We start from the raw sequence: 23,321 nt of genomic DNA, 5'->3' as shown, positions 1-23,321 counted from the left end.
CCATGGTGACTGCGACGGTCCGTGAGTGGAGCGATGAGGAAGGCTGGGGCGTGCTCGACTCGCCCGAGACTCCGGGTGGCTGCTTCGGTCACTTCTCCGACATCCGGGCGACCGGCTTCCGCACACTGAGCCCCGGGCAGCAGGTGGACCTCGAGTGGGAAGCCCCCGGCTTCACACAGGACGGGTACGACTACCGCGCGGTGAGCATCGTGCCCCGATCCGCCTGACACCCGCTTCCTCGTACGCGGCCTGCCCGGACCACCGCCGCGGGCCGCGCTTGACTTGGAGCGCACTCGAATCCGTAGCGTGCCGCCATGAGCGACGGCATCACACCACAGCACAAGATCGGCTCGGGTTTCGGCGCCCGGAGCACCGCCGACGACGTCCTCGCGGGCATCGACCTCACCGGTCGGCTCGCCCTGGTGACGGGCGGCTACTCGGGCATCGGCGTCGAGACCACCCGCGCACTGACGAAGGCCGGCGCCCGTGTCGTGGTCCCGGCCCGCCGGGTCGGCGCGGCACAGGAGGGCCTGGCCGGGATCGACGGTGTCGAGGTGGACGAAGTGGACCTCGGCGACCTGGACAGCGTGCGCGCATTCGCCGAGCGGTTCCTCGCCTCGGGCCGGAACCTGGACATCGTCATCGACAGCGCGGGAATCATGGCCTGCCCCGAGACCCGGGTCGGGCCGGGCTGGGAGGCCCAGTTCGCCACCAACCACCTTGGCCACTTCGCCCTGGTCAACCGTCTGTGGCCGGCGATCGAGGCGGGTGGCGCCCGCGTCGTCTCGGTCTCCTCCACCGGCCACCATGCCTCCCCCATCCGCTGGGACGACGTCCACTGGCGCGACGGCTACGACAAGTGGGAGGCGTACGGCCAGGCCAAGACGGCGAACGTGTTGTTCGCCGTGCACCTCGACCGCCTCGGCCGGGAGCGGGGCGTGCGGGCCTTCTCGCTGCACCCCGGTGGCATCCTCACTCCGCTGCAGCGGCATCTGCCGAAGCAGGAGATGGTCGAGCGGGGCTGGATCGACGAGGACGGCGACCTGCTCCACCCCGAGGCGTTCAAGACACCGCAGCAGGGTGCGGCCACGCAGGTGTGGGCGGCGACCTCCCCCCAGCTGGACGGCATGGGCGGCGTCTACCTGGACGACTGCGACATCGCCGAGCCCGCCCCGGCGGACGGCTCCCGGGTCGGCGTCAAGGAGTGGGCCACGGACCCGGAGCAGGCCGCCCGCCTGTGGGCGCTGTCCGCCGAGCTGACCGGGGTGAACGCGTTCGCCGCCTGAGAGGTGTGGCTGGTCGCCGGGTCGCCGGGTCGCCGGGTCGCCGGGTCGCCGGGTCGCCGGGGCGCGGCGGCGGATGCGGGTGCCGCGCGGGCGCGGTGGCCTCGACGCGCATGTCTGCGAGCGCGAGGGGGGGCTTCGCGAACGGCAGCGGGCGGCGTGGCGTAGCCCGCGCGGATCGACGGGCTAAGACGGGCTAGAGGGGGGCCGTCCTCCGGCGTCACACCGCCGCTCGATCTGTGAGGATCGCGCTCACCACCACGCCGAAGAGGTGCTCGGCGCGCGCCTCGAGTCCGGGCTGGTCGCCGAGCCAGGCGAGCGACGAGGCCAGGGCGAAGAGGTCGGCGCCGTCGATGTCGGTCCGCGCCACGCCCGCGGCCTGGGCGCGGGTGAGGAGCCGGGTGCCGGCCCCGCGCATGGTGACGCAGGAGGTGTGGAGCGCGGACTCCGGGTCCTCGATCGCTTTCATCATCGCCGTCACCACCCCGCGGTAGTTCTTCGTGCACGCGACGAAGTCGCGCAGCCACAACATCACCGCGTCCTGAGGCGAGCTGGTGGTCTCGACCTCGGCCGCCCGTTCCGTCAGCTCGTCGAAGCTGGTGCGGAGCAGGGCCTCGAGCAGCGCCTCCCGGGTCGGGAAGTGACGCAACAGCGTCGCCAGCCCGACCCCTGCCTGGCGGGCGATATCGCGCATCGACGCGTCGACGCCCTGCTCGGTGATGACGGCGCCGGCGACGACCAGCAGACGGTCATGGTTGGCCCGGGCATCCGCCCTCATCTGCCCTCCCTTGAATATCCGGACCACTGACCCGTATATTCGGATCAATGGTTCGGAAAAACGGATCCGTGGTTCACTTAGTTTACCCCGCGGGGAGACGCAGGAGAGAGCTGTGCCTACACAGACCATGAAGGCGATCCGGCTGCACGAGTTCGGCGGCCCCCAGGTGCTGCGTCACGAGGAGGTGCCCGTTCCCGAACCGGGTCCGGGCGAGGTGCTCGTCCGCGTGCACGCGGTCGGCGTCAACCCTCCGGACTGGTACGCCCGCGAGGGGATGCCGAACGTACCGGCCGAGCTGAAGCCCCCGATGGATCTCCCCCTGATTCCGGGGACCGACGTCTCGGGCGTCGTGGAAGCCGTCGCCGCCGACGCCGACGGCTTCGCGGCCGGAGACGAGGTGTTCGGCCTGCTGCGCTTCCCCACCGCGCTCCAGGCCGGCGCGTACGCCGAGTACGTCACCGCGCCGGCGTCCGACTTCGCCCGCAAACCGGCCGGCGTCGACCATGTGCGGGCCGCCGCCCTGGCCATGTCGGGGCTGACCGCGTGGCAGTTCTTGATCGAGCTCGGGCATGACCACCCCTCGCCGTTCCAGGCCGCCCAGCACCGCCCGATGGCACTTGACGGCGAGAAGACGGTGCTCGTCAACGGCGCTGCCGGCGGCGTGGGGCACCTCGCCCTCCAGCTGGCCGGGTGGAAGGGAGCCCGTGTCATCGCCGTGGCCTCCGGTGGCCACGAGCGGTTCCTGCGCGAGCTCGGCGCCGATGAGTTCATCGACTACACCAAGGAGCGGCCCGAGGACCTCGCCCGTGACATCGATCTCGTCCTGGACACCGTCGGGGGCCCCGACAGCAGGCGCTTCCTGCGCACCGTCAAGCGCGGCGGCTCCCTCTACCCGGTGTACTTCGGCGAGTTCGACGACGAGGAGAACGCCAAGCTGGGTGTCACGGTCACGGCCGCCCAGGTCCGCTCGAACGGCGCGCAGCTCGCCGAGCTGGGGCGCCTGCTCGCGGACGGCACGATCCGCGTGGCGATCGACAGCACCTTCCCGCTCGCGGACGCCCGGGCGGCGCACGAGCGAGCTGCCCAGGGGCACCTCCAGGGCAAGATCGTGCTCACGGTCGCATGAGCGCGAAGGCCGCCCCCGGCTGGGGAAGCGCCCACCTTGCCGCGATCCGCCCGGGGGAGGTGGCCCTCGACCCGGCCGGCCGGCTCGCCGTCCACCAGACACCGGCTCGTTACGCCTTCGCCCTGGATCAGCAGGACCTGGAGGCACTGGGCGCCGTCCCAGGACGGACAGCGCCTGGTAGGTCGGAGGGACAACGCCTGGTAGGAAGGGCGCCCCGAGCCAACGGCTACAGATACTCGCCGTAGAAGGCCGTCAGCCGTTCCATTGCCTGGTCGACGTATCGGGGCTCGTCGTACATCTCGTAGTGTCCGGCGCCTTCGACGATGAGCAGATCGATGGGGTTGGGGGCCAGCCTCCACAGTTTCATGCCCGCCTCGTACTGGCCGGTGTTCCCCTGGCGCCCCGCGACGATCACCTGGAGCGGTTGGGTGAGCAGTTGGTCGACGAGGTGGAAGGCGTCGTAGCCGAGGAGCAGCGAGTCGCTGCGGCGAAGGCGGCGGTTGGTCGAGTGCTCGCTGCCGCCTCTCGGCGTGCGGTAGTACGTGATCGCCTGAGTGGTGTCGATGTCGGTGAATCCGGCCGCCGCCGCGTCCTCGAGGGTGTCCGGCAACCAGTTGACCCGCTCGAGGTCTTGCTCGACGACCTCCCGCGTCCGTGCCGCGGCAAGATCATCGAGCGTTGCGGCGGGGCCGTCGGGGGAGAAGCCGGGCCCGCGCCAGGACTCGCCCATGTTGCCGGCGACGACCGTGGCGATCGCCTTGATGCGGTGATCGGTGCGAGCGGTATGCACGGCGTAGCCGCCACCAGCGCAGATGCCGAGCGCGCCGATCCGCTGTGGATCGATGCCGGGGATGGTGCTCAGTTCGTCGATCGCGTAGGAGATGTCTTCGCCGCGACGATAAGGATCTTCGAGGTCACGGGGCTGTCCACCGCTTTGTCCTTGATGGGAAGGGTCGAATGTGAGGGCGGCGAAGCCGTTCTCGGCGAGTCGGGACGCGTAGTTCGCGCCGATCTGCTCCTTGACGCTGCTTCCTGGCGTGGCGAGCACGACCGCGGCCTGAGGTTCTGCGGCGTCGAAGCCGTCCGGGAGGTAGAGGTCGGCGGCGAGGTCGAGGGCGCCGTGAGGGATGGAGATGTGCTGTGGCACGAGGGGTCAGCGCCTTCCGCGTAGAATCCTCCGGAGCTGTTCGGTTTCCAGCTAGTTCCAAATCGAACTAGCTCAAGTCCGTACCGTACCTCAAGGAGTGCCATGCCGGCGGATGACGCTGCTGAGCTGTGGAAGTTGAACCAACGACTTCTGACCAGGGTCATGAACGCTGCCGCCCCGCAGCTCGAAGAGCTGGGGCTCGAGACGAAGGAATTCTTCGTTCTCGACGAGGTGGATGCGTGTAAGTACCCGGCGGAGCTCACACGGAAGCTGATGCTTCCGAAGGCGAGCGTCACGACGTACCTGCGGAACCTCGTTGACGGCGGGCTGGTGCGCAGAGAGATCGACGAGAGCGACTTGCGCCGCCATCGCCTCATGACAACTCCCGAGGGGCAGCGCGTGCGCGCCAAGGCCCTCGAAGCTCTTGCCGCGGAGTTCTCGACGATGATGGCGCGGCTCGACGAACGAGACCGGTCTGAACTGCGCCGGATGCTGCTGAGGCTCCTCGAGGCCGAATAGGCATGCCTGGCGTACGTCGCTGATCGCCTCGGTCATCGCCCAGCTCGAAGGCGCCGATCCGGCGCGAGCCGCCCGCGGCCGGTGGAGGACGCCGCGCAGGGGCTCGAGCGTACGGGCCGGGCACCGCTCGACGAGACGGTCACGTTCATCGACGGTTAGTGAGGGTCCGCAGGGCCTTCAGGGCCCTCGGGGGCCGAGGGGCCCGGGGGCTTCAGGGGACTCAGGGTCCTCGGGGGCTTCGGGGCTCACGCGTGGCACTCAGCCTTGCGGCGCTGTCAGCCACGCGCTGACGCGCGTCATCGCCGACGGCCCCGACGACTCGGCGACGTCCTGCGCCAGATCGGCGATCGAGACGGCGCGCAGCGCTTCTCGCCAGGCCGCGTCCGCCCCGGACATCGCGCGGGCGATCGGGCACGGTGTGGTGCAGGACTCGGCCGGGGTGGCCAGCGGGCCCCGCTGGCGGATCTCCGTGCAGGTGAATGCCGCGGCGGGGCCGTCGACCGCTTCCACCACATCGAGCACCGTGATCGAGGCGGGCTCCCGGGTGAGTACGTAGCCGCCCGCCTTGCCCTGGACCGAGCGCACAAGCCCGGCCCGGGAGAGCGCCTGCAGCTGTTTGGCCAGGTAGCTGGCCGAGACGTCGTGCAGCTCCGCCAGCTTGGTCGCGGGGATGGGCTCCTCGACGGACGTGAGCACGACGCAGCAATGCAGGGCCCACTCGACTCCGCCGGACATCTTCACGGGACCACTGTAATCAGCCCTCCTACTCGGACAACTTGTGTCCGCGTATTGTCTCGGACAAGATGTATCCGAGTTTGGTGGATGCCCCGCTCGCATGGGTATCCATATGTCGTATTTCAGACGTAATCCCGACGAAGGGCATGTCATGAAGTTCGCAGTCATCGGCGGTACCGGGCTGATCGGATCGCAGGTCGTCAAGAACCTGAACGCCGCCGGGCACGAGGCGGTGCCGCACTCGCAGTCCACCGGAGTCGACGTCATCACCGGCCAGGGGCTGGACGAGGCGGTGGCGGGAGCCGATGTCGTCGTCAACCTGACCAACTCGCCGACCTTCGACGAAGCCTCCCCAGCCTTCTTCCAGACCTCGATGGACAACCTGCTGGCCGCGGCCCAGCGGGGCGGCGTCGGCCACTTCGTCATCCTCTCGATCGTCGGCGTGGACCAGGTGCCGGAGCTGGACTACTACCGGGCCAAGGTGCTCCAGGAGGAGATCCTCGCGGCCGGGCCGGTCCCGTACTCGATCGTCCGGGCGACGCAGTTCATGGAGTTCATGGACGCCGCCATGTCCTGGACCGCCGACGCCGACACCGTCCGGCTGCCCGCCACGCCGATCCAGCCGATCGCCGCCAAGGACGTGGCCGCCGCGGTGGCGGAGGTCGCCGCGGGCACCCCCGTGCGTGGCATTCACAACATCGGGGGTCCCGAGGTCTTCGCCCTGGATGAGCTGGGCCGGATCACCCTGTCCCGCAAGGGCGACAACCGCACCGTCGTCACCGACCCCACCGCCGGCATGTTCGCTGCCGTCAAGGGCGACGTCCTCACCGACAAGAGCGCCCACCTCGCTCCCACCCGCTACACCGACTGGCTCTCCTGACGGCGACCCGCTCGCGCCCCCTCGGGCGCGCAGACCGCGGACCGTCGGCAGGCGGAGCGCGGACCCGCGGACCGTAGATCACAGAGCGATGAGCCCTGGCCCGCCGTGGCGGAAGCGGACAAGACGCCGGCCCGTCCGGCGTCACCGCCCCGCCGGGCGGGGCTCGATCGATGCGGGGCTCGATGCGGGGCTCGATGTTGTGGTCGAGCCGGAAGACGTCGTCCGGGTCGTACAGGGCCTTCACCCCGGCCGGGCGGTGGTAGTTCTCGGCGCCGAATCCCTCGATGACCCGGTCCCGGCCCGGTCCCGGCACTCCCGGCCGATGAAGTTGAGCTAGACCGCGCCGCGGGACCAGGGCCGGACATCGGCGCGGGTGTGATGGGCCCATGGCCGGACGCGGGCGTCGTCGGCCGGGTCGTCCCACCGGCCGAAGGGGTGCACGATCCAGGCCGCCCCGCGCCAGGGCAGCGGATAGTCGGAGGGTCCCTAGGTCACCGCTGCGCCACGAGGCCGCACAGCTTCGTGCGGCCCCCTGACGCAGGGGCGCGACCGTGCGGACACATGCCAGCGCCCCCGGGGGTTGGCGCGGGGGCGCGAGCGGGCTCGATCGCAGCGAGAGGCCACACCTGGGGAGAGGGGGCTCGCGCTCGGCATGGGTCGAACCTGCTTGTGACGGTAGGCCCGTGATGCTGTGTGTGTCACGGGTCGCGCACAAGACCGCCCGTATGAGGTCCTGATCCGTCTGCCCCGCCGTACCGTGATCGGCACGGGAATCATGGACCGGGGGGACGTCCCGGCCCGGCCGGGATCGGTTCGCCCCGATGCCGGAGCGGAGGCGTAGCGATGGGCCGTCGCTGGCTGGACGTGGCGCGGAGTGGTTTTCCAGCTGTGACGGCGAGGGCTGCCGGGCCGGGACTCATCGAGGGCGGGTGTGACCCGGGCCGGGGGCGCCGGATCGGCCGGATTGGCCCGGTGGGCCCTGTGGTCGTGGGCCCGTCGCGGGGCGGGCGGCAGTGCCCCGAGCGTCCCTGAGGCTTCGTGTCCTACGGCCGTCGCCCGCCCCGTTGAGCGGGATCAGCGACTCCAAGGTGGAGCCCCGCACCCAGGCGCCGAGGAGGTTGCGGTGCATGGCGACGATCTCGTGCTTCACCGCGAGCCGCTCCGCCTCCCGGGTGAAGCCGCAGGTGGCGACGAACACCGCCACATCCGCGGCGTGTTCGGCCTTCGCGGTGCCGAGGAACTTCTGCATATCGCCGCTCGGCACGGTGCGATGGGGCGCGTAGTGCTTGCACTGGATCACCAGTCGGCGCCCGTCCGGCATCCGGCCGACGACGTCGGCGCCCAGGTCACCCGACTTCCCGGAGACGACGACCTGGGTGCAGCCGTCCCGGCGGCACAGCTCGGCGACGTACCGTTCGAACCGCTGCCAGGTCATGGCGTCGACCTCGGCCATGGACCGCTCACGTGCCGCGTTCTCCTCCTCGGTCTGCCAGGCGCGGTGTTCCGCCACGGTGCGCAGATGTGTACGCCGCAACCACCAGCCGGCGCCGCCGAGCAGCCCCACGAGGACCACCGCGACGACGTACGGCCACACCGTTTTCCAGACCAGGGCCAGCGCGAGGAGTGTCACCGCGCCGCCGCTCCAGGCCGTGCGGCGCAGCCGTGCCTTCGCCCGCCGTAACGCCGCTTTCCGCCGTCGTTGCCGTAACCGTTGCCCTCGTCGTCGCACGGCCATCGCGCCCGCCCCCTGTCGGCTCGTTTCCCGGCAGTCTCGGGAATGGCGAGGCCCCTCGCAAGACCGCCTCATGAGCCGCCGGAGCGGGTCTGCCGTGGGCGAATCTGCCGCGGGCCGAGATTCCTTACCGCGCAAGCGAATTGGGCCGATGGTGAAAGGACCGCGGCGGTGTGCGTCGCGGTACGCACAGGCGGCACTCACAGGGAGGTCCGATGGGAACATTCGGAGCATTCGCCACCGGCTGGGAGCCGGGATCGATTCCGCGAGCCGCGGAGGGGGACACGGCACCCACGCGGTTCGACGATCACCTTGCCTCGCAGCTGCTGACCCAGCGCATCGTCTTTCTCGGGACGCAGGTCGACGAGGTGTCCGCGAACCGGGTGTGCGCGCAGATGCTGCTGCTGTCGGCCGAGGATCCGCGGTCGGACATCAGCCTCTACATCAACAGCCCGGGCGGTTCGGTGACGGCGGGGCTGGCGATCTACGACACGATGCGGCTGATTCCGAACGACGTGTCCACGCTCACCATGGGATTCGCCGCGAGCATGGGGCAGTTTCTGCTCACCGTCGGAGCGTCGGGAAAGCGCTACGCCCTGCCGAATTCCCGCATCATGATGCATCAGCCGTCCGCCGGTATCGGGGGGAGCACGGCCGATATCGCCATTCAGGCCGAGAACCTGGAATTCATGAAGCGGTCCATCGAGCGGATCACGGCGGAACACACCGGACAGAGCGTGGAGACCATTTCGCGCGACGGCGACCGCGACCGCTGGTTCACGGCGGAGCAGGCGAAGGAGTACGGAATGGTCGACCGGGTCCTGGAGTCCCTCGCGGACGTACGGCCGGCCGGTGCGCGACGCAGGATGGGGATCTGACATGGGGCAGTACACGATTCCGACGGTCGTCGAGCGCACCACGCAGGGGGAGCGCGCGTACGACATCTACAGCCGGCTGCTGTCCGAGCGGATCATCTTCCTCGGCACGGAGATCGACGACGGCGTGGCCAACGTCGTCATCGCGCAGCTGCTCCACCTCGAATCGTCGAGCTCGGAGCAGGAGATCGCGATCTACATCAACTCACCGGGCGGCTCATTCACCTCGCTGATGGCGATCTACGACACGATGACGTTCGTGTCCGCGCCCATCTCGACGTTCTGCGTAGGGCAGGCGGCCTCGACCGCGGCGGTGCTGCTGGCCGGGGGAGACCCCGGGCGGCGGTTCGTGCTGGAGCACGCCCGGGTGCTGCTGGGGCAGCCGGTGAGCGGCGGTCAGCAGGGCACGGTCTCGGACCTCAGCCTGCAGGCCAAGGAGATGCTCCGGATCCGCTCGCAGGTCGAGGAGGTGCTCGCCCGCCATACGCCCCACGACGCCGCCACGCTCCGCGCCGACATGGACCGCGACAAGGTCTTCACGGCGCAGGAGGCGGTGGCGTACGGGCTCGCCGACGAGGTGCTGAGCCGGCGCGCGGGCCGGGGTTTCTGAGTCGTTCTTTCGAACCTCTCGGCCCACCGGACTCCGGGCTCAGGCGCGGAGGTTCCACCTGCCCGTGTGCTCTCCGTTGGTCTGCGGGAGCGAGTCCATCTGGTACGTCACGGCCGTGATCTCCGCGTTCTGCGGCACGTTGAGGATCACCCAACCGGTGGCCCTGCCGCCCGGCTGGAGGATCATGGCGAGGTCCATGGACTCCCCGGCGGTGGGGCTACCGGGCTTACCGGGATACACCTTCCCGGCCGAGTCGACGGCCTTCGTCCCCGGGTCGCCGGGGTCGTCGTAGGTGGCGTCGCCGGTGCTGAGGATCGTGAACTCCGCCGCGACCAGACGCTGCCCGTCGGGAGCCGCGAGGGCCTCCAGCGACGGTTTGGCGTTGTGGGCAACCTGTCGAACGCTCGCCGAGCAGCACATGCCGCGGCTACGGCGTTGTGTGTGGCGCGGGCGAGGCCACCGCGCCGGTCGCGGTCGGCCCGGTCGGGCCGGTGTCTCGGGCGCGGGGCGTCGGGCGGCGGTGTCTCAGGCGGCGAGCCGTACCTCGCCCTGCCGCCCCGCGTGCCGGGACCCGCGGTCCGTGACGGAGGTGGGGGACGCGACGGAGGTGGGGGACGCGACCGAGGTGGCCGATGTGACGGACGTGAGGGACGCGACCGACACCACCGAACTGTCGCGCCGCCGGCGCGGGCCGGAGACGAGACGGATCAGCTCGCCCTGGGCCATGGCGAGGAGGTCGGCCAGGCTGAGGCCGAGTGCGCGGGCAGCGGCCGCGAGGACCTCGGACGACGCCTCCTTGCGGCCCCGTTCGAGTTCGGAGAGGTACGGCATCGAGATCCGGGCCGCCTCGGCCACGTCCTTGAGCGTGCGCTGCTGGGCGAGGCGCTCGCGCCGCAGCACGCCTCCGACGAGATCCCGCAGCAGGGGCTCCTTCACCGGCTCCAGGCCCGGCCGCTCCCGCCGGATCGGGCCGCCCGGGACAGCCGGGCCGCCCGGGACAGCCGGGGCGGCCGGGACGGCGGGGCCCGCCGCGGGGGCTCCGGCGGCCCCGGCGGTGGCTCCGGCCTGGGGTGCCGGGTCCGCGGTGGCCGGACGCAGGGGAATGACGCGGGCTCGGTTCGACGCGTGGCTGCTCACCCCCTCAGGGTAGGAGCGTCGCGCCCGACGGGAAGGGGGCGGCGCTCTGCCCTTGGCGAACCGATCAAGCGTTCGAGTGCCTTCCTCGGTTCGCCGCGGCCCCGTTGTCAGTGCCCGGCTCTACCGTATGGCTGTCCTTATTCACGCTTGCTGGGCTGCTTGCGTACTCGGACACGGCGGGAGCCGGGCCCAACAGCGCGGGCCCGGCCCCCGGCGGAAGGCCGGGGGCCGGTTCCCCGGGTCAGGAAGTGATGCGCAGTTCCGGCGGATAGCCGGTCCAGCGCAGTGGTGCGGGCAGATGCGCCATGTCGTTGGAGAAGAGCACCGAGGGCAGTCGGCCGGGTGGGGGGTAGCGGATGACCGTCAGCGCCGCGTTGCACTGATTGAGGCCGAGCCAGCGCCACTTCGGGGCGTCGAGCGCGGCTCGGACCAGCCAGCCGATGAGGAAGTTATGGGTGACGACCAGCTCATGGCGGTCCTCGGGACCGTCCACGGGGCCGGTGAAGCGCTCCTCGGCGGTACGGGCCAGCAGCGGGCCATGGGCGCGTTCATCGGGGGGAAAGCCGTGGACGAAGTCGAGCAGGAAGTCCGCCGAATCGGCGGGCAGTTCGTCTCGGTGGGGCGTGTACGGCACATAGTCCCCGGCCGGTTCGCAGACATGGGCGGGTACGCCGTCGAGCCGGTCACCGATCAGCCGGGCGGTCTCGGCCGCCCGGGGCAGCGGGCCGTGGTGGATCGCCGACAGCGGGACGTCCCGGAGCCGCTCGCCGAGCAGCGCGGCCTGGCGGCGGCCGGTGGGGGTGAGCCCGTCTTCGTCCGGCGTGGCCTCACCGTGGCGGGTCAGATGGAGATAGCGGGTGGCGTGGGTCGCGGGCATGGTCCCTGTCCGTCGAGAGTCGCTGGGAAGGACGGTCGTCGCGGGGTGGCGGTTCCAGGTGGCCGGTGCCCGCTTCCGGCCGCCCGGCGCCCGGTGCCCCTTCCCGGCGGCGCCCTCGGAGGGCCCCCTACCGCCGGTCCGTGGACTTCCGGTCGCCTTCGGGTGGGCGGGGCCCGTCCGGGGCGAGGCGGAAGACGGCTTCGGCCAGTTGGGCGCAGACGTGTTCGACCTGGCGGCGGGTGGCGTTCCGTTCGGTGATGATCGCCCGCGATACGGCCCCTCCACGGGTCGTATCGCGGGCACGCATATGCGCATCGGGCTTGCCCACCTCTGCGGGAGACGTCACCGTTGAGCCCCACGGGCACGCGCCGCGTCGCCCGTATTCGACTGGGACCGGAGGTGCCATGGGACCGATCGTTCCACCCCTCGTTCCACCGTATGAGACCGTCGGCGACGGGCCGCACCATGTGATGGCGGTGCACGGCTGGTTCTCGGACCGTGCCGCGTACGCCGCGATGCTGCCGCATGTCGACCGGCGCGGGTTCACCTATGTTCTGCCCGATCTGCGCGGCTACGGCGAGGCGCGCGACATCCCCGGCGCGTACACCACCGGCGAGGCCGGGAAGGATCTGCTCGCGCTCGCCGACCACCTCGGCTGGGAGCGGTTCTCGCTCGTCGGCCACTCAATGGGCGGGGCCGTCGTCCAGCGCGTCCTGGCGGCCGCCCCGCAGCGGGTCCGCCGGCTGGTCGGGGTCGCGCCGGTGCCGGCCAGCGGAGTGCCGATGGAGGGCGAGCAGTGGCAGCTGTTCGCGGCCGCCGCCGACCACCCGGAGAACCGGCGGACCATCATCGACCTCACCACCGGCGGCCGTCACCCGGCCGCCTGGCTGGACCTGATGGTGCGCCACTCACTGGAGCACAGCGAGCCCAAGGCGCTCCGCGCCTGGCTGGACTCGTGGGCGCTGGAGGACTTCCACGAGGACATAGCCGGCGCCGAGGTGCCGGTCCGGATCGTGGTCGGCGCCCACGATCCGGCGCTCACGGCGGAGGTGATGCGGAAGACCTGGCTGCGCTGGTACGTCAACGCCGAGTTGGTGGAGCTGGAGTACGCCGGGCACTACCCCGCCGATGAGACTCCACAGGAACTGGTGCGGGTGGTGGAGGACTTCATCACGGCCGACGCGTAGCCGACGGTGAGGCGCCGGGGGCGGTCGCGGACGGATCGGTGGAGGGCGAGGTGGAAGACGAGCCGGACGGCGAGGCGGAGGCACTGCTCTTGTGCTTCGCCTCACTCCGCTGGTATTTCTCCTCGCTCTCCCGGTACTTGGGCAGCAGATCCTTCACGATCTTGTCGACGTAGTCCTGCGTCTCGAGGATCTTCGGGATGCCGTGGGCCCGAAGCACCGCGTTCGGCCCCGCGTTGTACGCCGCGAGCGCGAGCTGGGTCGCCCCGAACGTGGTCTTGCTGCCCGGGACCACCTTGACCACCTCGTACAGGTGGCACATGTAGCGGGCTTGCGAGGGGATGGCGTCGCGGGGCTCCCAGACATTGGCCTTGCCGTCGCCGTCGCCGTCCTGGCCCCATTCCTTCCAGGTGGCCGGGGAGAACTGCGAAATGCCCTGGGCGTGCCCGGAGTCCGCGTCCGGACGCCAGCCGCTCTCCGCGTCGATCTGGGCGGCCAGCAGCGGCACGCTCAGCGGGGTGCAGGCGCGCACCGCCGACTCGAGGATGGGGCGCCGAGCCTCGGGTACCACCGGAAGCTCCGGTTCCGAGGGTGCGGTGAGGTGCCGTACGACGAGCACCGCGGCGACGACCAGTGCGAGCCCGGCGACGAACGCCGCGACCAGCCCGGCGGCGCGGGTCAGCATGCCAGGGGCGGTACGGAAGGGGTACGCATGCAGGGACGGTAGCGGGTCTCGCGGGCCGATCCGTAATCGGTCGCCGACACGGCCCTATCGCGCCTGGTGGACCGGGGGCAGGGGCTGTCCGGCGGGTGCCGCGGGGAGCGGTCCGGCCGCTGCCGCGCCCGGACGCTTCATCACATACGCCGCGCCGGACCCCGCCGCGAAGAGCGCGAGCACCGAGACCGCCGTGCCCAGCCAGGTGGCGCCGAGCCACTGGCCGCCGATATAGCCGAGGGCCACGCTGTACGCCGCCCAGGCGAGCCCGGCCACCGCGGACCACGGCAGGAATTCCTTCACTCTCCGGTGGGCCGCGCCCGCGCTCAGGCTGACGACCGAGCGTCCCGCGGGCGCGAAGCGGGCTATCACCACGAGCGGACCGCCGCCGCGCACCAGCGCGGTGCCCAACTTCTCCTGCGCGGAGGTGAGTCGGCGGGAGCGGGCGATGGCGCGGTCGAGCCGGTCGCTGCCGCGCCAGGCCAGCCGGTAGGCGACCATGTCGCCGAGGACGGAGGCGGTCGCGGCGCACAGCATCAGCCCGAACATGGCGGGGAAGTCGGCGGCGCCGGCCTGGCGCACCACGCCGACGGCGTCAACGGTGGTGCCGGCGGCCGCGGTGGCGGCGGTGATGACCAGAACTCCGCTGGGCAGGACGGGCAGGAAGACGTCGAGCAGGACGGACGCCCCGATCACCGCATAGATCCATGGGGTGTTGGTCAGCGACCCCAGATGTTCCAACAACGTTCTACTCCCGATCCCGGTCCCCCCGCTGCGCATGTCGCCGGGAAGCGGCAGGCGTCAGCCTGTAACAGCCATACAGCGTACGCCTGTGCCTGACGAGGATAACGGTAAGGGGCGTCATCAGGTTGTTCGAATCACGCCATGCAGGGCGTTCGACCCTGCATGGCGTGATCGGTCAGGTGATGCTGGCTGTCGGCCGAACGCGGAGAAGTGATGCCTACCCGACAGCCGACGGCTCGCGTTGCGTCTCGGGCGCCGCCTCGCTCGCGCGGGCCGAGCCGAATATCCGGTCCAGCGCCCAGGGGCCGGGGCCGGTGAAGACGAGCAGCAGCAGCGCCCAGCAGAACATCGCGGCGGCCTCGCCGCCGTTCTGAATGGGCCACAGCTTCTCGGGCTGGTGCTCATGGAAGTACGCGTAGGCCATCGAGCCCGAGGAGATGAACGCCGCGCTGCGGCTGCCGACGCCGAGCATCACGAGGGCGCCGCCGACGAGCTGGATCACCGCCGCGTACCAGCCCGGCCAGGTGCCGGCCTCGATGGTCTTGCCGGTGCCCATCACGCCGCCGAACCAGCCGAGCAGCGACGAGGCGCCGTGGCAGAAGAAGAGCAGTCCGACGACGATGCGGAAGAGGGAGAGAACGTACGGCCTGGCGCTATCGAGCGCCTCGCCGAGGGTGCGGGGGGTGGGGGAAGAAGGCATGGGAGGGGAGCTCCTTGCTCCTGGGGACAGCGGAACGCCAGGTTAGGTACCCCTCATCTTTTGTTGCAAGTTCAAGTTCATGCCAATGTCGGTGCCCCGCGGCCCCCTTCAAAGCGCTTGAAAAGCCGCTCTTCAGAGCCCCGCCGCGCACATCGGGACACCTTCCTGCAGGGTCTCTCCCGTCCGCGCCACGCGCAGCGCCGCGCGTGCTACCGCGTCCGTGTCGCAGAGGGTGACGGAGTTCACGCCCGGCCGCGCGCCCGCGGCCGTCACCCAGTGGACCCCCTCGGTCGGCACCCCGATGGCGAACCGCCGCGGATGCGGGCGGCCGTGGGCGTCCACCAGCCGGTAGGGGGTGGTGGTGACATCGAGTCCGCCGGTCTCATAGCCCCCCACCCGATGCGGACGGCCCTGCCCGGTCTCGAGCAGATGGATCACCAACTCATCGGCGGTCCGGCGTACATCCGGCTCCGGCAGCCGCGCCTCGATCAGGGTCGTGGCCACCACCGGCGGACCCGGTACCTCGGCCGACCGGGCGGCGAAACCAGCGCCTTCGGCCCCCGTGTCCGAGCTTTCCAAGGTCACTTCGAGCCGTGGGCCGAGGACCTCCAGGACGCCCGCCTCGATCAGCGCGGCCATCTCCTCGATCCGGCGGCGCGGCGGGCCGATCGAGAGAAAGGCGTTGAGCGGGGTGTACCAGCGGTCCAGATGGGCCCGGCGGGACGCCCCCGTCAGTCCGCCGTGGTCGACGATCTGCCGCACCTCGTTGCGGAGGTCGCGCAGCACGTCGAGGGCCGCCTTGACCGGGCCCTCGACATTGCCAAGCCGGGCGTGCGCCACATCCTGGTGGGCGTAGGTCAGCAGCCACCGCCGGAACTCGTCACGCCCCGTGAACCGGCGTCCGCGATACGGCTGGGAGACCGCGTCCCACGACCAGCGCTCCGCGTCCGGTATGCCGTACGCCGTGAGCACGGCGGCCTCTTCAGGGCTGCCGTGCTCGGTGGCCAAAAAGTGACTCCTGAAGCGTGCTGAGGCGAACGGGGCGGGGGAGCCGGGCTCGGTCCCGGAGGCTTCCGGGGCCTCCGGGGCGCGGGTATCGGGTGCGCGGAGGGCCAGCAGCGCCTCGTAGTAGACCGTCTCGGCCTCCTTGGCGACCAGTGGCCATATCTCGGCGAGGAAGTCCGGCGGATCGCCGGAGTCCGCGCGCTTGCGGAAGTGGCCGAGCACATCGGGGGTCAGCAGCAGCGGGGTGTGCCGGCCGCACGGCCCCTTCGCGTTGTCGCCCCGCGCGTGGTACGGGATGCCGCGCCGCGACCCGGCGTACAGCCGTGGCTCGCGCCCCGAGGGCCGGTAGACCAGACCGCCGCGCGGATGGGGTGCGAACGTGCCGCCCCGGCCCGCCGTCAGCAGCGCCATATGGTCGAAGAAGTTGAGGCCGAGACCGCGCAGCAGTACCGGTTCGCCCGGTGCGATGGGCGACAAGTCGACATCGGCGGGGTTGGCGGGCGGGTAGTAGCGCAGCCCGTGCCGCTCCGCGTGCGCCGCGTACCGCCGCTCCGTGGCATCGGTGGCCGCCGGCAGATGGCCCTGCGCCAGCACGACCGCGCTCAGCCCCTCCAGGCGACTCCCGTCGTCCAGCGTCAGCACCTGCTCGCCGTCGGCCCGCTCCTCCAGCCGTACGGCGCGGGCCCGGTGCGTCCGGACGGTCACGGTCTTCGGCGCGCCCCGCACCACCTCGCCGAACACCCACTCCAGATAGCGGCCGTAGAGCGCGCGGCTCGGATAGTCATCCGGGCCGAGGCCGGGTGCGAGCCCGCGCGCCGCGACCCATTCGTACAGGCTCGGCCCGGTCCGCACCGGTCCGCCGCATTCGACACTGGCGTCGGTGAACAAGGTCACCTGCGAGGCCACGGTGTTCATCAGCAACTCGGCCGGCTGGGCGGTGCGCCACACCCGTCCCGCACCGGGCGGCGAGGGGTCCACCAGGTGCACCGTCAGCGGAGTGCCGGGCGCCAGTTCCGGGGCCGAGGCGCACAGGCGCTCCAGCACGCTGGTACCGCGCGGCCCGGCGCCGACGACGGCTATCGCGTGAGGGTCTCCGGCCAAGGTCGTGTCTCCCGGGGCAGATGTGACGCAGGATGCGCGCCCATCATGCCGCTCGCTCCACACGAATCGACCTGGTCTCCGGAACGTACCGCTCCGTTGTGGGCTGTATCACGTGACGTACGGCGCGGAACGGTACTCAAGGGACCGATTACCCGGCCCAGTCCGTCTCCAGGACCGTCACCAGCCGGGCCGCGCCGCCCGAGGCGTCCGACCGCGCCTGGTCCAGCCGCAGCTGGGCGCTGCGGCCCTGGAGGGTCAGCGTCATGAGCTGGTTGCCGAACCAGGGCCCGCCCGTCTTGTGCCACGTCAGGCGGGAGCCCGGCACCCGCCCATGGCGCCGGAAGAGCCGGCCCAGGGCGCGGCCTGCCGCGCTCCAGCCGAAGCGGAAGCCGAGCCGTATCGAGGCGTAGATGCTGTTGTGGACCGGAGAGCAGGTCAACTGCCGCACCTGACTGCGGGGTGGCCGGGACGACCACCGCGACCAGTCCGGCGCCGCGACATAGGCGTGGTGCACATCGCCGGAGAGCACACTGATCGTGGCCGGTGCCCCCGGCGCGCCGCCCACCGTGGCGATGGTGTCGGTGAGCGCGTCGAAGGACTCGGGGAACGCCGCCCAGTGCTCCAGGTCGCCGCGCTGCCGCAGGTCCTCGCCGATCCGCGCCCAGCGACCACCGCGCCTGCCGCAGCACACCGAGGCGTTCCACGCCTCCACGTCATGCACGAAATGCGGCAGCAGCCAGGGCAGCGAGGTGCCGAGCAGCAGATGGTCATAGCCGCCGAAGGCCCCGGGCTGTTCCTGGCCGGGACTGCCGTGCGTACCGCCCGCGCCCTCCATGGCCTGTTCACGCACCCAGGCGAACTCCTTCTCGCTCAGCATCGCCCGCCGGCCCTCCTCCAGCACCCGCGCCGCGCGGGTGTCGACCATCAGCAGCCGGGTGCGGCCGAAGTCGCGGCGGTAGCTCCAGCGGGTGTACGACGGATCGGCGTCGGCGCGGGTGGCGAACTCCCGCAGCGCCTCGGTGCCGTCCTCGGCCGTGCGCACCTGCGCGTAGAGCGGGTCGGCGGCCAGTTCGGTGGGGGAGAGGTTGCCCAGGTGCTGATGGACCCAGTAGGACATCAGGCCGCTCAGTATCCGCTCCCGCCACCACGGGGTGGCGCGCATCCGGCGCTGCCATGCCTCGCTGGTGTTCCAGTCGTCGATGACATCGTGGTCGTCGAAGATCATGCAGCTGGGGACGGTGGAGAGCAGCCAGCGCACCTCGGGGTCCAGCCAGGACTCGTAGTAGAGGCGGGTGTACTCCTCGTAGTCCGCGACCTGCTCGCCCGGCGGTTCGCTCAGATCGCGGCGGGTGGCCAGCCAGCGGCGGGTCTCGGCGGAGGTCTCGTCCGCGTACACCTGGTCGCCCAGCAGCACCAGCACATCGGGGCGGGGGCGCTCGGGGGCGGCGGCCAGCGCCTGCGCGAGGGTGTCCAGTGCGTCGGGACCGACGGGGTCGTGCGAGGCGTCGGAGGGCGGCGCGGCCCACCGGCAGGAGCCGAAGGCCACGCGCACGGGCGCGTCCGTCCCCGGGGCGGGGGTGCGGATGGTGCTGTCGGGGAAGGGGGAGTCGGGCAGCGGCCAGACCTGCTCACCGTCGAGCAGGACCCGGTAGGCGGTCTCCGCGTCCGGCCGCAGTCCGGTGACCGGGATCAGGGCGTAGTGGTGGCCGGCGATCTGCCAGGTGCGGGCGGTGCCGCCCGCGCCGTCGGCGCACCGCACCTCGGCCTCACAGGCCCGGTCGGCCTCGACCCAGACGGTCGCGCCGGTGCCGGTCTCCCAGTCGACCTGGCGCAGTAGTGGTCCCAGGCGCAGCCCGGCCATCCGGACCTCCTCCGTCGTTCTCCGATGTGCTCGTCATGCGTACGGTACGGAACGACGGAGGAGGTGCGGCGGTTCCACCCGGCGGTGTGCCGGTCGGTATGCCGTCTCAGCAGCCGTTGAGGATGCCGCTGAGCGCGGACTTCTCGGCCGAGTCGAGGCTGAGGTCGTACGTGTACTTCACCGAGACCCACATGCGGGCGTACATGCAGTGGTAGGCGGTCCGGGGCGGCAGCCACTCGCCGGGGTCCTGGTCGCTCTTGGACTGGTTGACGTTGTCCGTCACGGCGATGAGCTGGGAGTGCGTCAGGTCGTTGGCGAAGGTCTGGCGCTGGGCGGTGGTCCAGCTGTTGGCGCCGGACTTCCACGCCTCGGCGAGCGGGACCATGTGGTCGATGTCCACGTCGGAGGAGGCGGTCCAGGTCTCGCCGTCGTACTCGGAGTACCAGGAGCCGCTGGTGGCCTTGCAGCTCGAGTCGGTCTGCACGTTGGTGCCGTCGCGCTTGAGGACCTCCTCGCGGGTGTCGCAGGAGCCGCTCTGGGTGATCCAGTGCGGGAACTTGTCGCGGCTGTAACCGTCGGTGGAGCCCTCGGTCCTGACGGTCAGCGAGGCGAGCTGGGTGCGGGCGGTGGCGGCGCTCGGCGGGGTGGGCGGGGAAGCCTGGGCGGTGGGCCCGCTCATGACAATCGTGCCCAGCAGGGCGACGAACCCACCGAAGACGGAGGCGCGACGCGCGTAGACGCGACGGCGAGTGGGGTGACGGTGCATGTCTGACATGCGAACTCCCTTGAGGGTGGGGGGTCGTTGGCCGCTGGTGCCCGGCCATGCTTGCGACGCCGGGTTTCCGTGGGGTGGGCGCCAGGTAACAGAGTGACGACGCGGTCATGTCAACGCAAGGGGTTCCGGGAGGCGGTTGGGGCCACGTATGCGATCCGGCGCGGTCGCCGCGCGCCGCGTGTTCCGCGCGCCGCGTGTTCCGTGCGCCCGTCGCCGCGGGGCGCGACCGGACCCGGACTGTGGGCCTGGTCACATCTTCCGGCGGCTTCGGCGGCAGGGTGCCGGCGGCGCGTCATCCGTGAAGGCGGGCGCGGGGCGGCTGTTCGCGCTGATCGCCGACGACGCGGTGGGGCCGGGGCCGGTGGCCCGGGCGGTGGGCGCGCCGGAGGTTTCCCGTATCCTTGTCGGCAGCAGAAGGGGAGTAGCTCCTCGCCGGACCGTCGACATACTGCCCGCCCCTCGAGGTGCGGGCCGGCGCCCGGAGCGTACGGGACCACCGCGTGTGACGCGGAGGCCGTGCGCCAGCGAGACCTTCGGCCGCAGTGTCCGACGCTGCCGTGCCGAAGCGATCCCTCCCCGGGGCCCTTGGGCGCGGCCCGATCTACGAGGTATCCATTCCGTGTTCAGCATTACTGTCGCCGCCGTGGTCTTCGGCGTCGTCTTCCTCGCCGAACTTCCCGACAAGACCGCCCTGGCAGGGCTGATGCTCGGCACCCGCTACCGCGCCTCGTACGTCTTCGTCGGCGTGGCCGCGGCCTTCGCCCTTCACGTCGGGCTCGCCATCGCGGCGGGCAGTGTCCTCACCCTGCTGCCGCACCGGTTGCTGCAGGCGATCGTGGGGGCCCTCTTCCTCGGGGGAGCGGCGATGCTGCTCTTCAAGAAGGACGACGGGGAGGAGGAGGTCCGCAAGCCCGCCGACCAGAGCTTCTGGAAGGTGTCGGGCGCGGGCTTCATGCTGATCCTGGTCGCCGAGTTCGGCGATCTGACCCAGATCATGACCGCGAACCTCGCCGCCCGCTACGACGACCCGCTGTCGGTGGGTGTGGGCGCGGTGCTGGCGCTGTGGGCCGTCGCGGGGCTGGGCATCGTGGGCGGCCGCACCCTGATGCGGTACGTACCGCTCCGGCTGATCACCAAGATCGCGGCGCTGGTGATGCTGGCGCTGGGCGGATTCAGCCTGTACGAGGCCATCGCGGGCTGAGCGGGCAGCGCGTCCGGGCGCGTCCGAGTGGCGCGCCCGGGCGCCCCGGGGGGCGCCAGGCTGTCCGGGGCGTGGCTCCCGGGGCGCCCGGGCCGCGCGGGGCGGTGCGGTGTTGAGTCCGGGAGGCCGGTGGCGTGGCGCGGTGCTGAGCCCCGGACGCCGGGGTGCAAAGCGCGAGGCTCGGCCCGAGGAGTTCGCGGTGTGTGGGGGTATGGGGTCGGAGAATTCCGGGGGAGTGTGAGTTCTGGCGCTGAGCCCGGAGGCCGGGGCGTGAGGCGCGAGGCTCGGCCCGAGGAGTTCGCGGTGTGTGGGGGTATGGGGTCGGAGAATTCCGGGGGAGTGTGAGTTCTGGCGCTGAGCCCGGACGCCGGGGCGTGAGGCGCGAGGCTCAGCCCAAGACGCCCGTGACGTGTGGGGGCAAGAGGGCCGAGATGTCCAGGGGGGCGAGGATCCCGGCACTCAGCCGGAGATGTGCAGCCGCAGCGTGCCGTCGGGCAGCGCCTCGACCCGCACCTGCTCCAGGTCCCGCACATGGGCGTCCGGGGCGTGTGCCGCCGCGCGCGGTCCGACGCCGACGACCCGCATCCCGGCCGCCCGGCCCGCCGCGATGCCGACCTCCGAGTCCTCGAAGACGACACAGTCGGCGGGGGTGAAGCCCAGCTCGGCCGCGCCCTTGAGGAAGCCCTCCGGGTCCGGCTTGCTCGCGCCGACGCACTCCGCGGTGACCCGCACCTCCGGCATCGTGAGCCCGGCGGCGCGCATCCGCGCGTCGGCGAGCCCCTCGTCGGCGGAGGTCACCAGGGCGTGCGGAAGGTCTGCCAGCGAGGCCATGAAGGCGGGCGCGCCGGGCACCGGCACGACGCCGTCGAGATCCGTGGTCTCCCACTCCAGCATTCGCTGGTTGTCGGCCAGGTTCTGCTCGACCGGCCGGTCGGGGAGGAGCACTGCCATCGTCGCGTGGCCCTGCCGCCCGTGGACGATCTGGAGCACGCTCTCCGCGTCCAGCCCCTGCTCGGCCGCCCACCGCCGCCAGCAGCGCTCGACGACGGCGTCGGAGTTGACCAGGGTGCCGTCCATGTCGAGGAGGAGTGCGCGGGCGGTGAGCGGCATCGGGACTCCTGGGCGCGGGCGCGGTAAGGAACACAAGCGGCTCCGCCCGCCGGTCAGGGGAAGCGGGCGGAACCACTTTGTTCCTTCACGATACAAAGCGGGGCCCGTATGCGCCAGGGGGGGTGTCCCCACGGCTCGTCTCTACGGCTCTCTGGTTCTGGATTCGAGGTCGCGACGGGTGTTCTCGCCGTAGACGCCATCCGGGTCGCCCGTGATGTCGTGCTGGTCCTGGTAGCTGGAGACCACCCTCCGCACCCCGGCGTCGTACTCCCCGTCCGCCGCGCCGATGTACAGCAGCAGTTGGGACAGCCGCTTCTGCAGCTCGGCCACCTCGGGCCCGCTGTCGCCCTCGCGCAGCGCCGGCGGGCCGGTGGGCCCGGGGGGATCGGACGGGGCGGAGGTCGGACCGCCGGAGGCGGTAGGACCGGGCTTCGTCGCCGAGCCGGTCGCGGAGCCCGACGCCGAGGGGCGGGCGGTGGCCGAGGGGCCCGTCTCGCTCGGGGACGCGCTCGCGCTCGCGCTCGCCGAGCCGGGCGCGGACGGGCGCGGCGTGGCACTCGACGAGGGGGCGCCGGACGACGGGCTGCCCTCCGCGGCCGGCAGCTCCTCCTCGACCGGGGCGCTGGCGGTGCTGTCGGCCAGCGTGCGGTCGCTCGCGCCGCCGCCGTCCTCCTTGTGGTCACCGCCGAGCAGACCGGTGCCGACGGCCAGCGAACCGGCCACGGCCACGGCCGCCGCCCCCGCGAGCACGGCCGCCACGACCTTGCGCTTGCTCTTGCGGTGCCGGGCGGGGCCGGGCTCCTCTCCCGGTGCGCCTCCGTCGGCGAAGAGGTCGCCGTCCGCCCCGCCTCCGCGGGGTCTCTCCTCGACGCGGTCGATCACCCGCGTCTCCTCGGTGTCCCCCTTCTCCGCCTCCTCCTTCTCCGCCTTCTTCCTCTCCGCCTCCTCGAAGAGACGAAGATCACGCGGATCGGGCCCGCTCGGGTGCTCCTCCGAGCGCGTCACGTACGGCTGCGGATGGGTCTGGTCGTCGGTCTCGCCTGCCGCCGCGGTGGACGCGGCGGCGCGTTCGGCACACGTACAGCCCGGGCGGCCGTTGGCGCGCGCCGGTGCGAAGCAGTGCGGGCAGGACTCTGCCGTCACGGAACTTTCCCTCCCTGGAGTTCGCAGCGATTATGCGCATCCGATCCCCTTCCGCGCAGGTGTTCGCCCGCCGTGCGCACCGG

At 71.6% G+C, this 23,321-nt stretch carries 26 protein-coding genes; 9 read left to right on the top strand and 17 right to left on the bottom strand.

Annotated elements, in window-relative coordinates; all coding sequences use genetic code 11:
- Positions 1-2: 2 nt before the first annotated feature.
- Positions 3-227, top strand: a complete 225-nt coding sequence (locus tag AS97_RS15805) for a cold shock domain-containing protein (protein WP_059146687.1) — start codon at positions 3-5, stop codon at positions 225-227.
- An 87-nt stretch (positions 228-314) separates the two neighbouring features.
- Positions 315-1,286 carry an SDR family NAD(P)-dependent oxidoreductase gene (locus AS97_RS15800; protein WP_059146686.1) on the top strand — a complete coding sequence of 324 codons (972 nt, stop codon included), beginning with the start codon at positions 315-317 and terminating at the stop codon, positions 1,284-1,286.
- 217 nt (positions 1,287-1,503) lie between these two features.
- Here AS97_RS15800 and AS97_RS15795 read toward each other — a convergent pair whose 3' ends face one another.
- Positions 1,504-2,061, bottom strand: a complete 558-nt coding sequence (locus tag AS97_RS15795; protein ID WP_059146685.1) for a TetR/AcrR family transcriptional regulator — start codon at positions 2,059-2,061, stop codon at positions 1,504-1,506.
- Positions 2,062-2,173: 112 nt separating this feature from the next.
- Between AS97_RS15795 and AS97_RS15790 the strand changes: the two genes are divergently transcribed.
- Positions 2,174-3,187 (top strand): NADP-dependent oxidoreductase, encoded by a 1,014-nt coding sequence (locus tag AS97_RS15790; RefSeq protein WP_201724605.1) that lies wholly within the window; start codon positions 2,174-2,176, stop codon positions 3,185-3,187.
- 226 nt (positions 3,188-3,413) lie between these two features.
- Here AS97_RS15790 and AS97_RS15785 read toward each other — a convergent pair whose 3' ends face one another.
- The gene (locus tag AS97_RS15785; protein WP_210565138.1) at positions 3,414-4,334 is read right to left on the bottom strand and encodes an alpha/beta hydrolase; all 921 of its coding nucleotides are present in this window, start codon (positions 4,332-4,334) and stop codon (positions 3,414-3,416) included.
- A 102-nt stretch (positions 4,335-4,436) separates the two neighbouring features.
- Between AS97_RS15785 and AS97_RS15780 the strand changes: the two genes are divergently transcribed.
- Positions 4,437-4,853, top strand: coding sequence for a MarR family transcriptional regulator (locus tag AS97_RS15780; RefSeq protein ID WP_125758096.1), 417 nt, complete (start codon positions 4,437-4,439; stop codon positions 4,851-4,853).
- Positions 4,854-5,111: 258 nt separating this feature from the next.
- Here AS97_RS15780 and AS97_RS15775 read toward each other — a convergent pair whose 3' ends face one another.
- Positions 5,112-5,588 (bottom strand): Rrf2 family transcriptional regulator, encoded by a 477-nt coding sequence (locus tag AS97_RS15775; protein WP_059146718.1) that lies wholly within the window; start codon positions 5,586-5,588, stop codon positions 5,112-5,114.
- A gap of 151 nt (positions 5,589-5,739) precedes the next feature.
- Between AS97_RS15775 and AS97_RS15770 the strand changes: the two genes are divergently transcribed.
- Complete coding sequence (locus AS97_RS15770) at positions 5,740-6,468, top strand: NAD(P)H-binding protein (protein ID WP_125758094.1); 729 nt, start codon at positions 5,740-5,742, stop codon at positions 6,466-6,468.
- On the opposite strand, the gene AS97_RS48960 is transcribed toward AS97_RS15770, so the two are convergent.
- Positions 6,413-6,856 (bottom strand): BBE domain-containing protein, encoded by a 444-nt coding sequence (locus tag AS97_RS48960; protein WP_349017592.1) that lies wholly within the window; start codon positions 6,854-6,856, stop codon positions 6,413-6,415. The two genes, AS97_RS15770 and AS97_RS48960, sit on opposite strands and share 56 nt — an antisense overlap.
- Before the next feature lie 528 nt (positions 6,857-7,384).
- Positions 7,385-8,098: a restriction endonuclease gene (locus AS97_RS15760; protein ID WP_210565136.1), complete on the bottom strand. Its 714-nt coding sequence runs from the start codon at positions 8,096-8,098 to the stop codon at positions 7,385-7,387.
- A gap of 317 nt (positions 8,099-8,415) precedes the next feature.
- Between AS97_RS15760 and AS97_RS15755 the strand changes: the two genes are divergently transcribed.
- The gene (locus AS97_RS15755) at positions 8,416-9,078 is read left to right on the top strand and encodes an ATP-dependent Clp protease proteolytic subunit (protein ID WP_093461421.1); all 663 of its coding nucleotides are present in this window, start codon (positions 8,416-8,418) and stop codon (positions 9,076-9,078) included.
- 1 nt (position 9,079) lies between these two features.
- Positions 9,080-9,685 carry an ATP-dependent Clp protease proteolytic subunit gene (locus AS97_RS15750; protein ID WP_059146678.1) on the top strand — a complete coding sequence of 202 codons (606 nt, stop codon included), beginning with the start codon at positions 9,080-9,082 and terminating at the stop codon, positions 9,683-9,685.
- Between the two features lie 39 nt (positions 9,686-9,724).
- Here the strand turns inward: AS97_RS15750 and AS97_RS15745 are convergent, their stop codons facing one another.
- The 4 genes from AS97_RS15745 to AS97_RS15730 all read right to left on the bottom strand — a co-directional run bounded on the left by AS97_RS15745 (position 9,725) and on the right by AS97_RS15730 (position 12,045).
- Positions 9,725-10,105: a hypothetical protein gene (locus tag AS97_RS15745; protein ID WP_210565135.1), complete on the bottom strand. Its 381-nt coding sequence runs from the start codon at positions 10,103-10,105 to the stop codon at positions 9,725-9,727.
- Between the two features lie 105 nt (positions 10,106-10,210).
- The gene (locus AS97_RS15740) at positions 10,211-10,822 is read right to left on the bottom strand and encodes a helix-turn-helix transcriptional regulator (RefSeq protein ID WP_247204386.1); all 612 of its coding nucleotides are present in this window, start codon (positions 10,820-10,822) and stop codon (positions 10,211-10,213) included.
- Between the two features lie 241 nt (positions 10,823-11,063).
- Positions 11,064-11,699 (bottom strand): histidine phosphatase family protein, encoded by a 636-nt coding sequence (locus AS97_RS15735; protein ID WP_210565134.1) that lies wholly within the window; start codon positions 11,697-11,699, stop codon positions 11,064-11,066.
- 127 nt (positions 11,700-11,826) lie between these two features.
- Positions 11,827-12,045: a hypothetical protein gene (locus AS97_RS15730; protein WP_210565132.1), complete on the bottom strand. Its 219-nt coding sequence runs from the start codon at positions 12,043-12,045 to the stop codon at positions 11,827-11,829.
- Positions 12,046-12,103: 58 nt separating this feature from the next.
- Between AS97_RS15730 and AS97_RS15725 the strand changes: the two genes are divergently transcribed.
- Positions 12,104-12,886 (top strand): alpha/beta hydrolase, encoded by a 783-nt coding sequence (locus tag AS97_RS15725; protein ID WP_210565130.1) that lies wholly within the window; start codon positions 12,104-12,106, stop codon positions 12,884-12,886.
- Here AS97_RS15725 and AS97_RS15720 read toward each other — a convergent pair.
- The 6 genes from AS97_RS15720 to AS97_RS15695 all read right to left on the bottom strand — a co-directional run bounded on the left by AS97_RS15720 (position 12,870) and on the right by AS97_RS15695 (position 19,784).
- Entirely contained in the window at positions 12,870-13,568 is a 699-nt protein-coding gene (locus AS97_RS15720; RefSeq protein ID WP_210565128.1) for a lytic transglycosylase domain-containing protein, read from the bottom strand. The two genes, AS97_RS15725 and AS97_RS15720, sit on opposite strands and share 17 nt — an antisense overlap.
- A gap of 84 nt (positions 13,569-13,652) precedes the next feature.
- Positions 13,653-14,342, bottom strand: a complete 690-nt coding sequence (locus AS97_RS15715; RefSeq protein ID WP_059146672.1) for a VTT domain-containing protein — start codon at positions 14,340-14,342, stop codon at positions 13,653-13,655.
- Between the two features lie 217 nt (positions 14,343-14,559).
- Positions 14,560-15,042: a DoxX family protein gene (locus AS97_RS15710; protein ID WP_059146671.1), complete on the bottom strand. Its 483-nt coding sequence runs from the start codon at positions 15,040-15,042 to the stop codon at positions 14,560-14,562.
- A 132-nt stretch (positions 15,043-15,174) separates the two neighbouring features.
- Entirely contained in the window at positions 15,175-17,148 is a 1,974-nt protein-coding gene (locus tag AS97_RS15705) for an FAD/NAD(P)-binding protein (protein ID WP_210565126.1), read from the bottom strand.
- 148 nt (positions 17,149-17,296) lie between these two features.
- Complete coding sequence (locus AS97_RS15700; RefSeq protein WP_125758083.1) at positions 17,297-19,009, bottom strand: alkaline phosphatase D family protein; 1,713 nt, start codon at positions 19,007-19,009, stop codon at positions 17,297-17,299.
- Between the two features lie 106 nt (positions 19,010-19,115).
- Positions 19,116-19,784 carry an HNH endonuclease family protein gene (locus AS97_RS15695; RefSeq protein ID WP_210565125.1) on the bottom strand — a complete coding sequence of 223 codons (669 nt, stop codon included), beginning with the start codon at positions 19,782-19,784 and terminating at the stop codon, positions 19,116-19,118.
- A 619-nt stretch (positions 19,785-20,403) separates the two neighbouring features.
- Between AS97_RS15695 and AS97_RS15690 the strand changes: the two genes are divergently transcribed.
- Entirely contained in the window at positions 20,404-20,985 is a 582-nt protein-coding gene (locus AS97_RS15690) for a TMEM165/GDT1 family protein (RefSeq protein ID WP_059146667.1), read from the top strand.
- A 459-nt stretch (positions 20,986-21,444) separates the two neighbouring features.
- Here AS97_RS15690 and AS97_RS15685 read toward each other — a convergent pair whose 3' ends face one another.
- Positions 21,445-22,095, bottom strand: coding sequence for an HAD-IA family hydrolase (locus AS97_RS15685; protein WP_125759981.1), 651 nt, complete (start codon positions 22,093-22,095; stop codon positions 21,445-21,447).
- Positions 22,096-22,236: 141 nt separating this feature from the next.
- Entirely contained in the window at positions 22,237-23,238 is a 1,002-nt protein-coding gene (locus AS97_RS15680) for a peptidoglycan-binding domain-containing protein (RefSeq protein ID WP_125759982.1), read from the bottom strand.
- Between the last annotated feature and the right edge of the window lie 83 nt (positions 23,239-23,321).

The sequence above is a fragment of the Streptomyces sp. AgN23 genome (assembly GCF_001598115.1).
Taxonomy (GTDB): domain Bacteria; phylum Actinomycetota; class Actinomycetes; order Streptomycetales; family Streptomycetaceae; genus Streptomyces; species Streptomyces antimycoticus.
This window is presented reverse-complemented; position numbering and strand designations above follow the sequence as displayed.

Bases quoted from the DNA above. Each gene is read 5' to 3' on its own strand.
- AS97_RS15695 (WP_210565125.1), bottom strand. From the start codon at position 19,784: ATGTCAGACATGCACCGTCACCCCACTCGCCGTCGCGTCTACGCGCGT.
- AS97_RS15720 (WP_210565128.1), bottom strand. From the start codon at position 13,568: ATGCTGACCCGCGCCGCCGGGCTGGTCGCGGCGTTCGTCGCCGGGCTC.
- AS97_RS15725 (WP_210565130.1), top strand. From the start codon at position 12,104: ATGGGACCGATCGTTCCACCCCTCGTTCCACCGTATGAGACCGTCGGC.
- AS97_RS15750 (WP_059146678.1), top strand. From the start codon at position 9,080: ATGGGGCAGTACACGATTCCGACGGTCGTCGAGCGCACCACGCAGGGG.
- AS97_RS48960 (WP_349017592.1), bottom strand. From the start codon at position 6,856: ATGGGCCCATCACACCCGCGCCGATGTCCGGCCCTGGTCCCGCGGCGC.
- AS97_RS15805 (WP_059146687.1), top strand. From the start codon at position 3: ATGGTGACTGCGACGGTCCGTGAGTGGAGCGATGAGGAAGGCTGGGGC.
- AS97_RS15770 (WP_125758094.1), top strand. From the start codon at position 5,740: ATGAAGTTCGCAGTCATCGGCGGTACCGGGCTGATCGGATCGCAGGTC.
- AS97_RS15745 (WP_210565135.1), bottom strand. From the start codon at position 10,105: ATGTGCTGCTCGGCGAGCGTTCGACAGGTTGCCCACAACGCCAAACCG.
- AS97_RS15780 (WP_125758096.1), top strand. From the start codon at position 4,437: ATGCCGGCGGATGACGCTGCTGAGCTGTGGAAGTTGAACCAACGACTT.
- AS97_RS15755 (WP_093461421.1), top strand. From the start codon at position 8,416: ATGGGAACATTCGGAGCATTCGCCACCGGCTGGGAGCCGGGATCGATT.
- AS97_RS15775 (WP_059146718.1), bottom strand. From the start codon at position 5,588: ATGTCCGGCGGAGTCGAGTGGGCCCTGCATTGCTGCGTCGTGCTCACG.
- AS97_RS15800 (WP_059146686.1), top strand. From the start codon at position 315: ATGAGCGACGGCATCACACCACAGCACAAGATCGGCTCGGGTTTCGGC.
- AS97_RS15685 (WP_125759981.1), bottom strand. From the start codon at position 22,095: ATGCCGCTCACCGCCCGCGCACTCCTCCTCGACATGGACGGCACCCTG.
- AS97_RS15735 (WP_210565134.1), bottom strand. From the start codon at position 11,699: ATGCCCGCGACCCACGCCACCCGCTATCTCCATCTGACCCGCCACGGT.
- AS97_RS15700 (WP_125758083.1), bottom strand. From the start codon at position 19,009: ATGGCCGGGCTGCGCCTGGGACCACTACTGCGCCAGGTCGACTGGGAG.
- AS97_RS15710 (WP_059146671.1), bottom strand. From the start codon at position 15,042: ATGCCTTCTTCCCCCACCCCCCGCACCCTCGGCGAGGCGCTCGATAGC.
- AS97_RS15795 (WP_059146685.1), bottom strand. From the start codon at position 2,061: ATGAGGGCGGATGCCCGGGCCAACCATGACCGTCTGCTGGTCGTCGCC.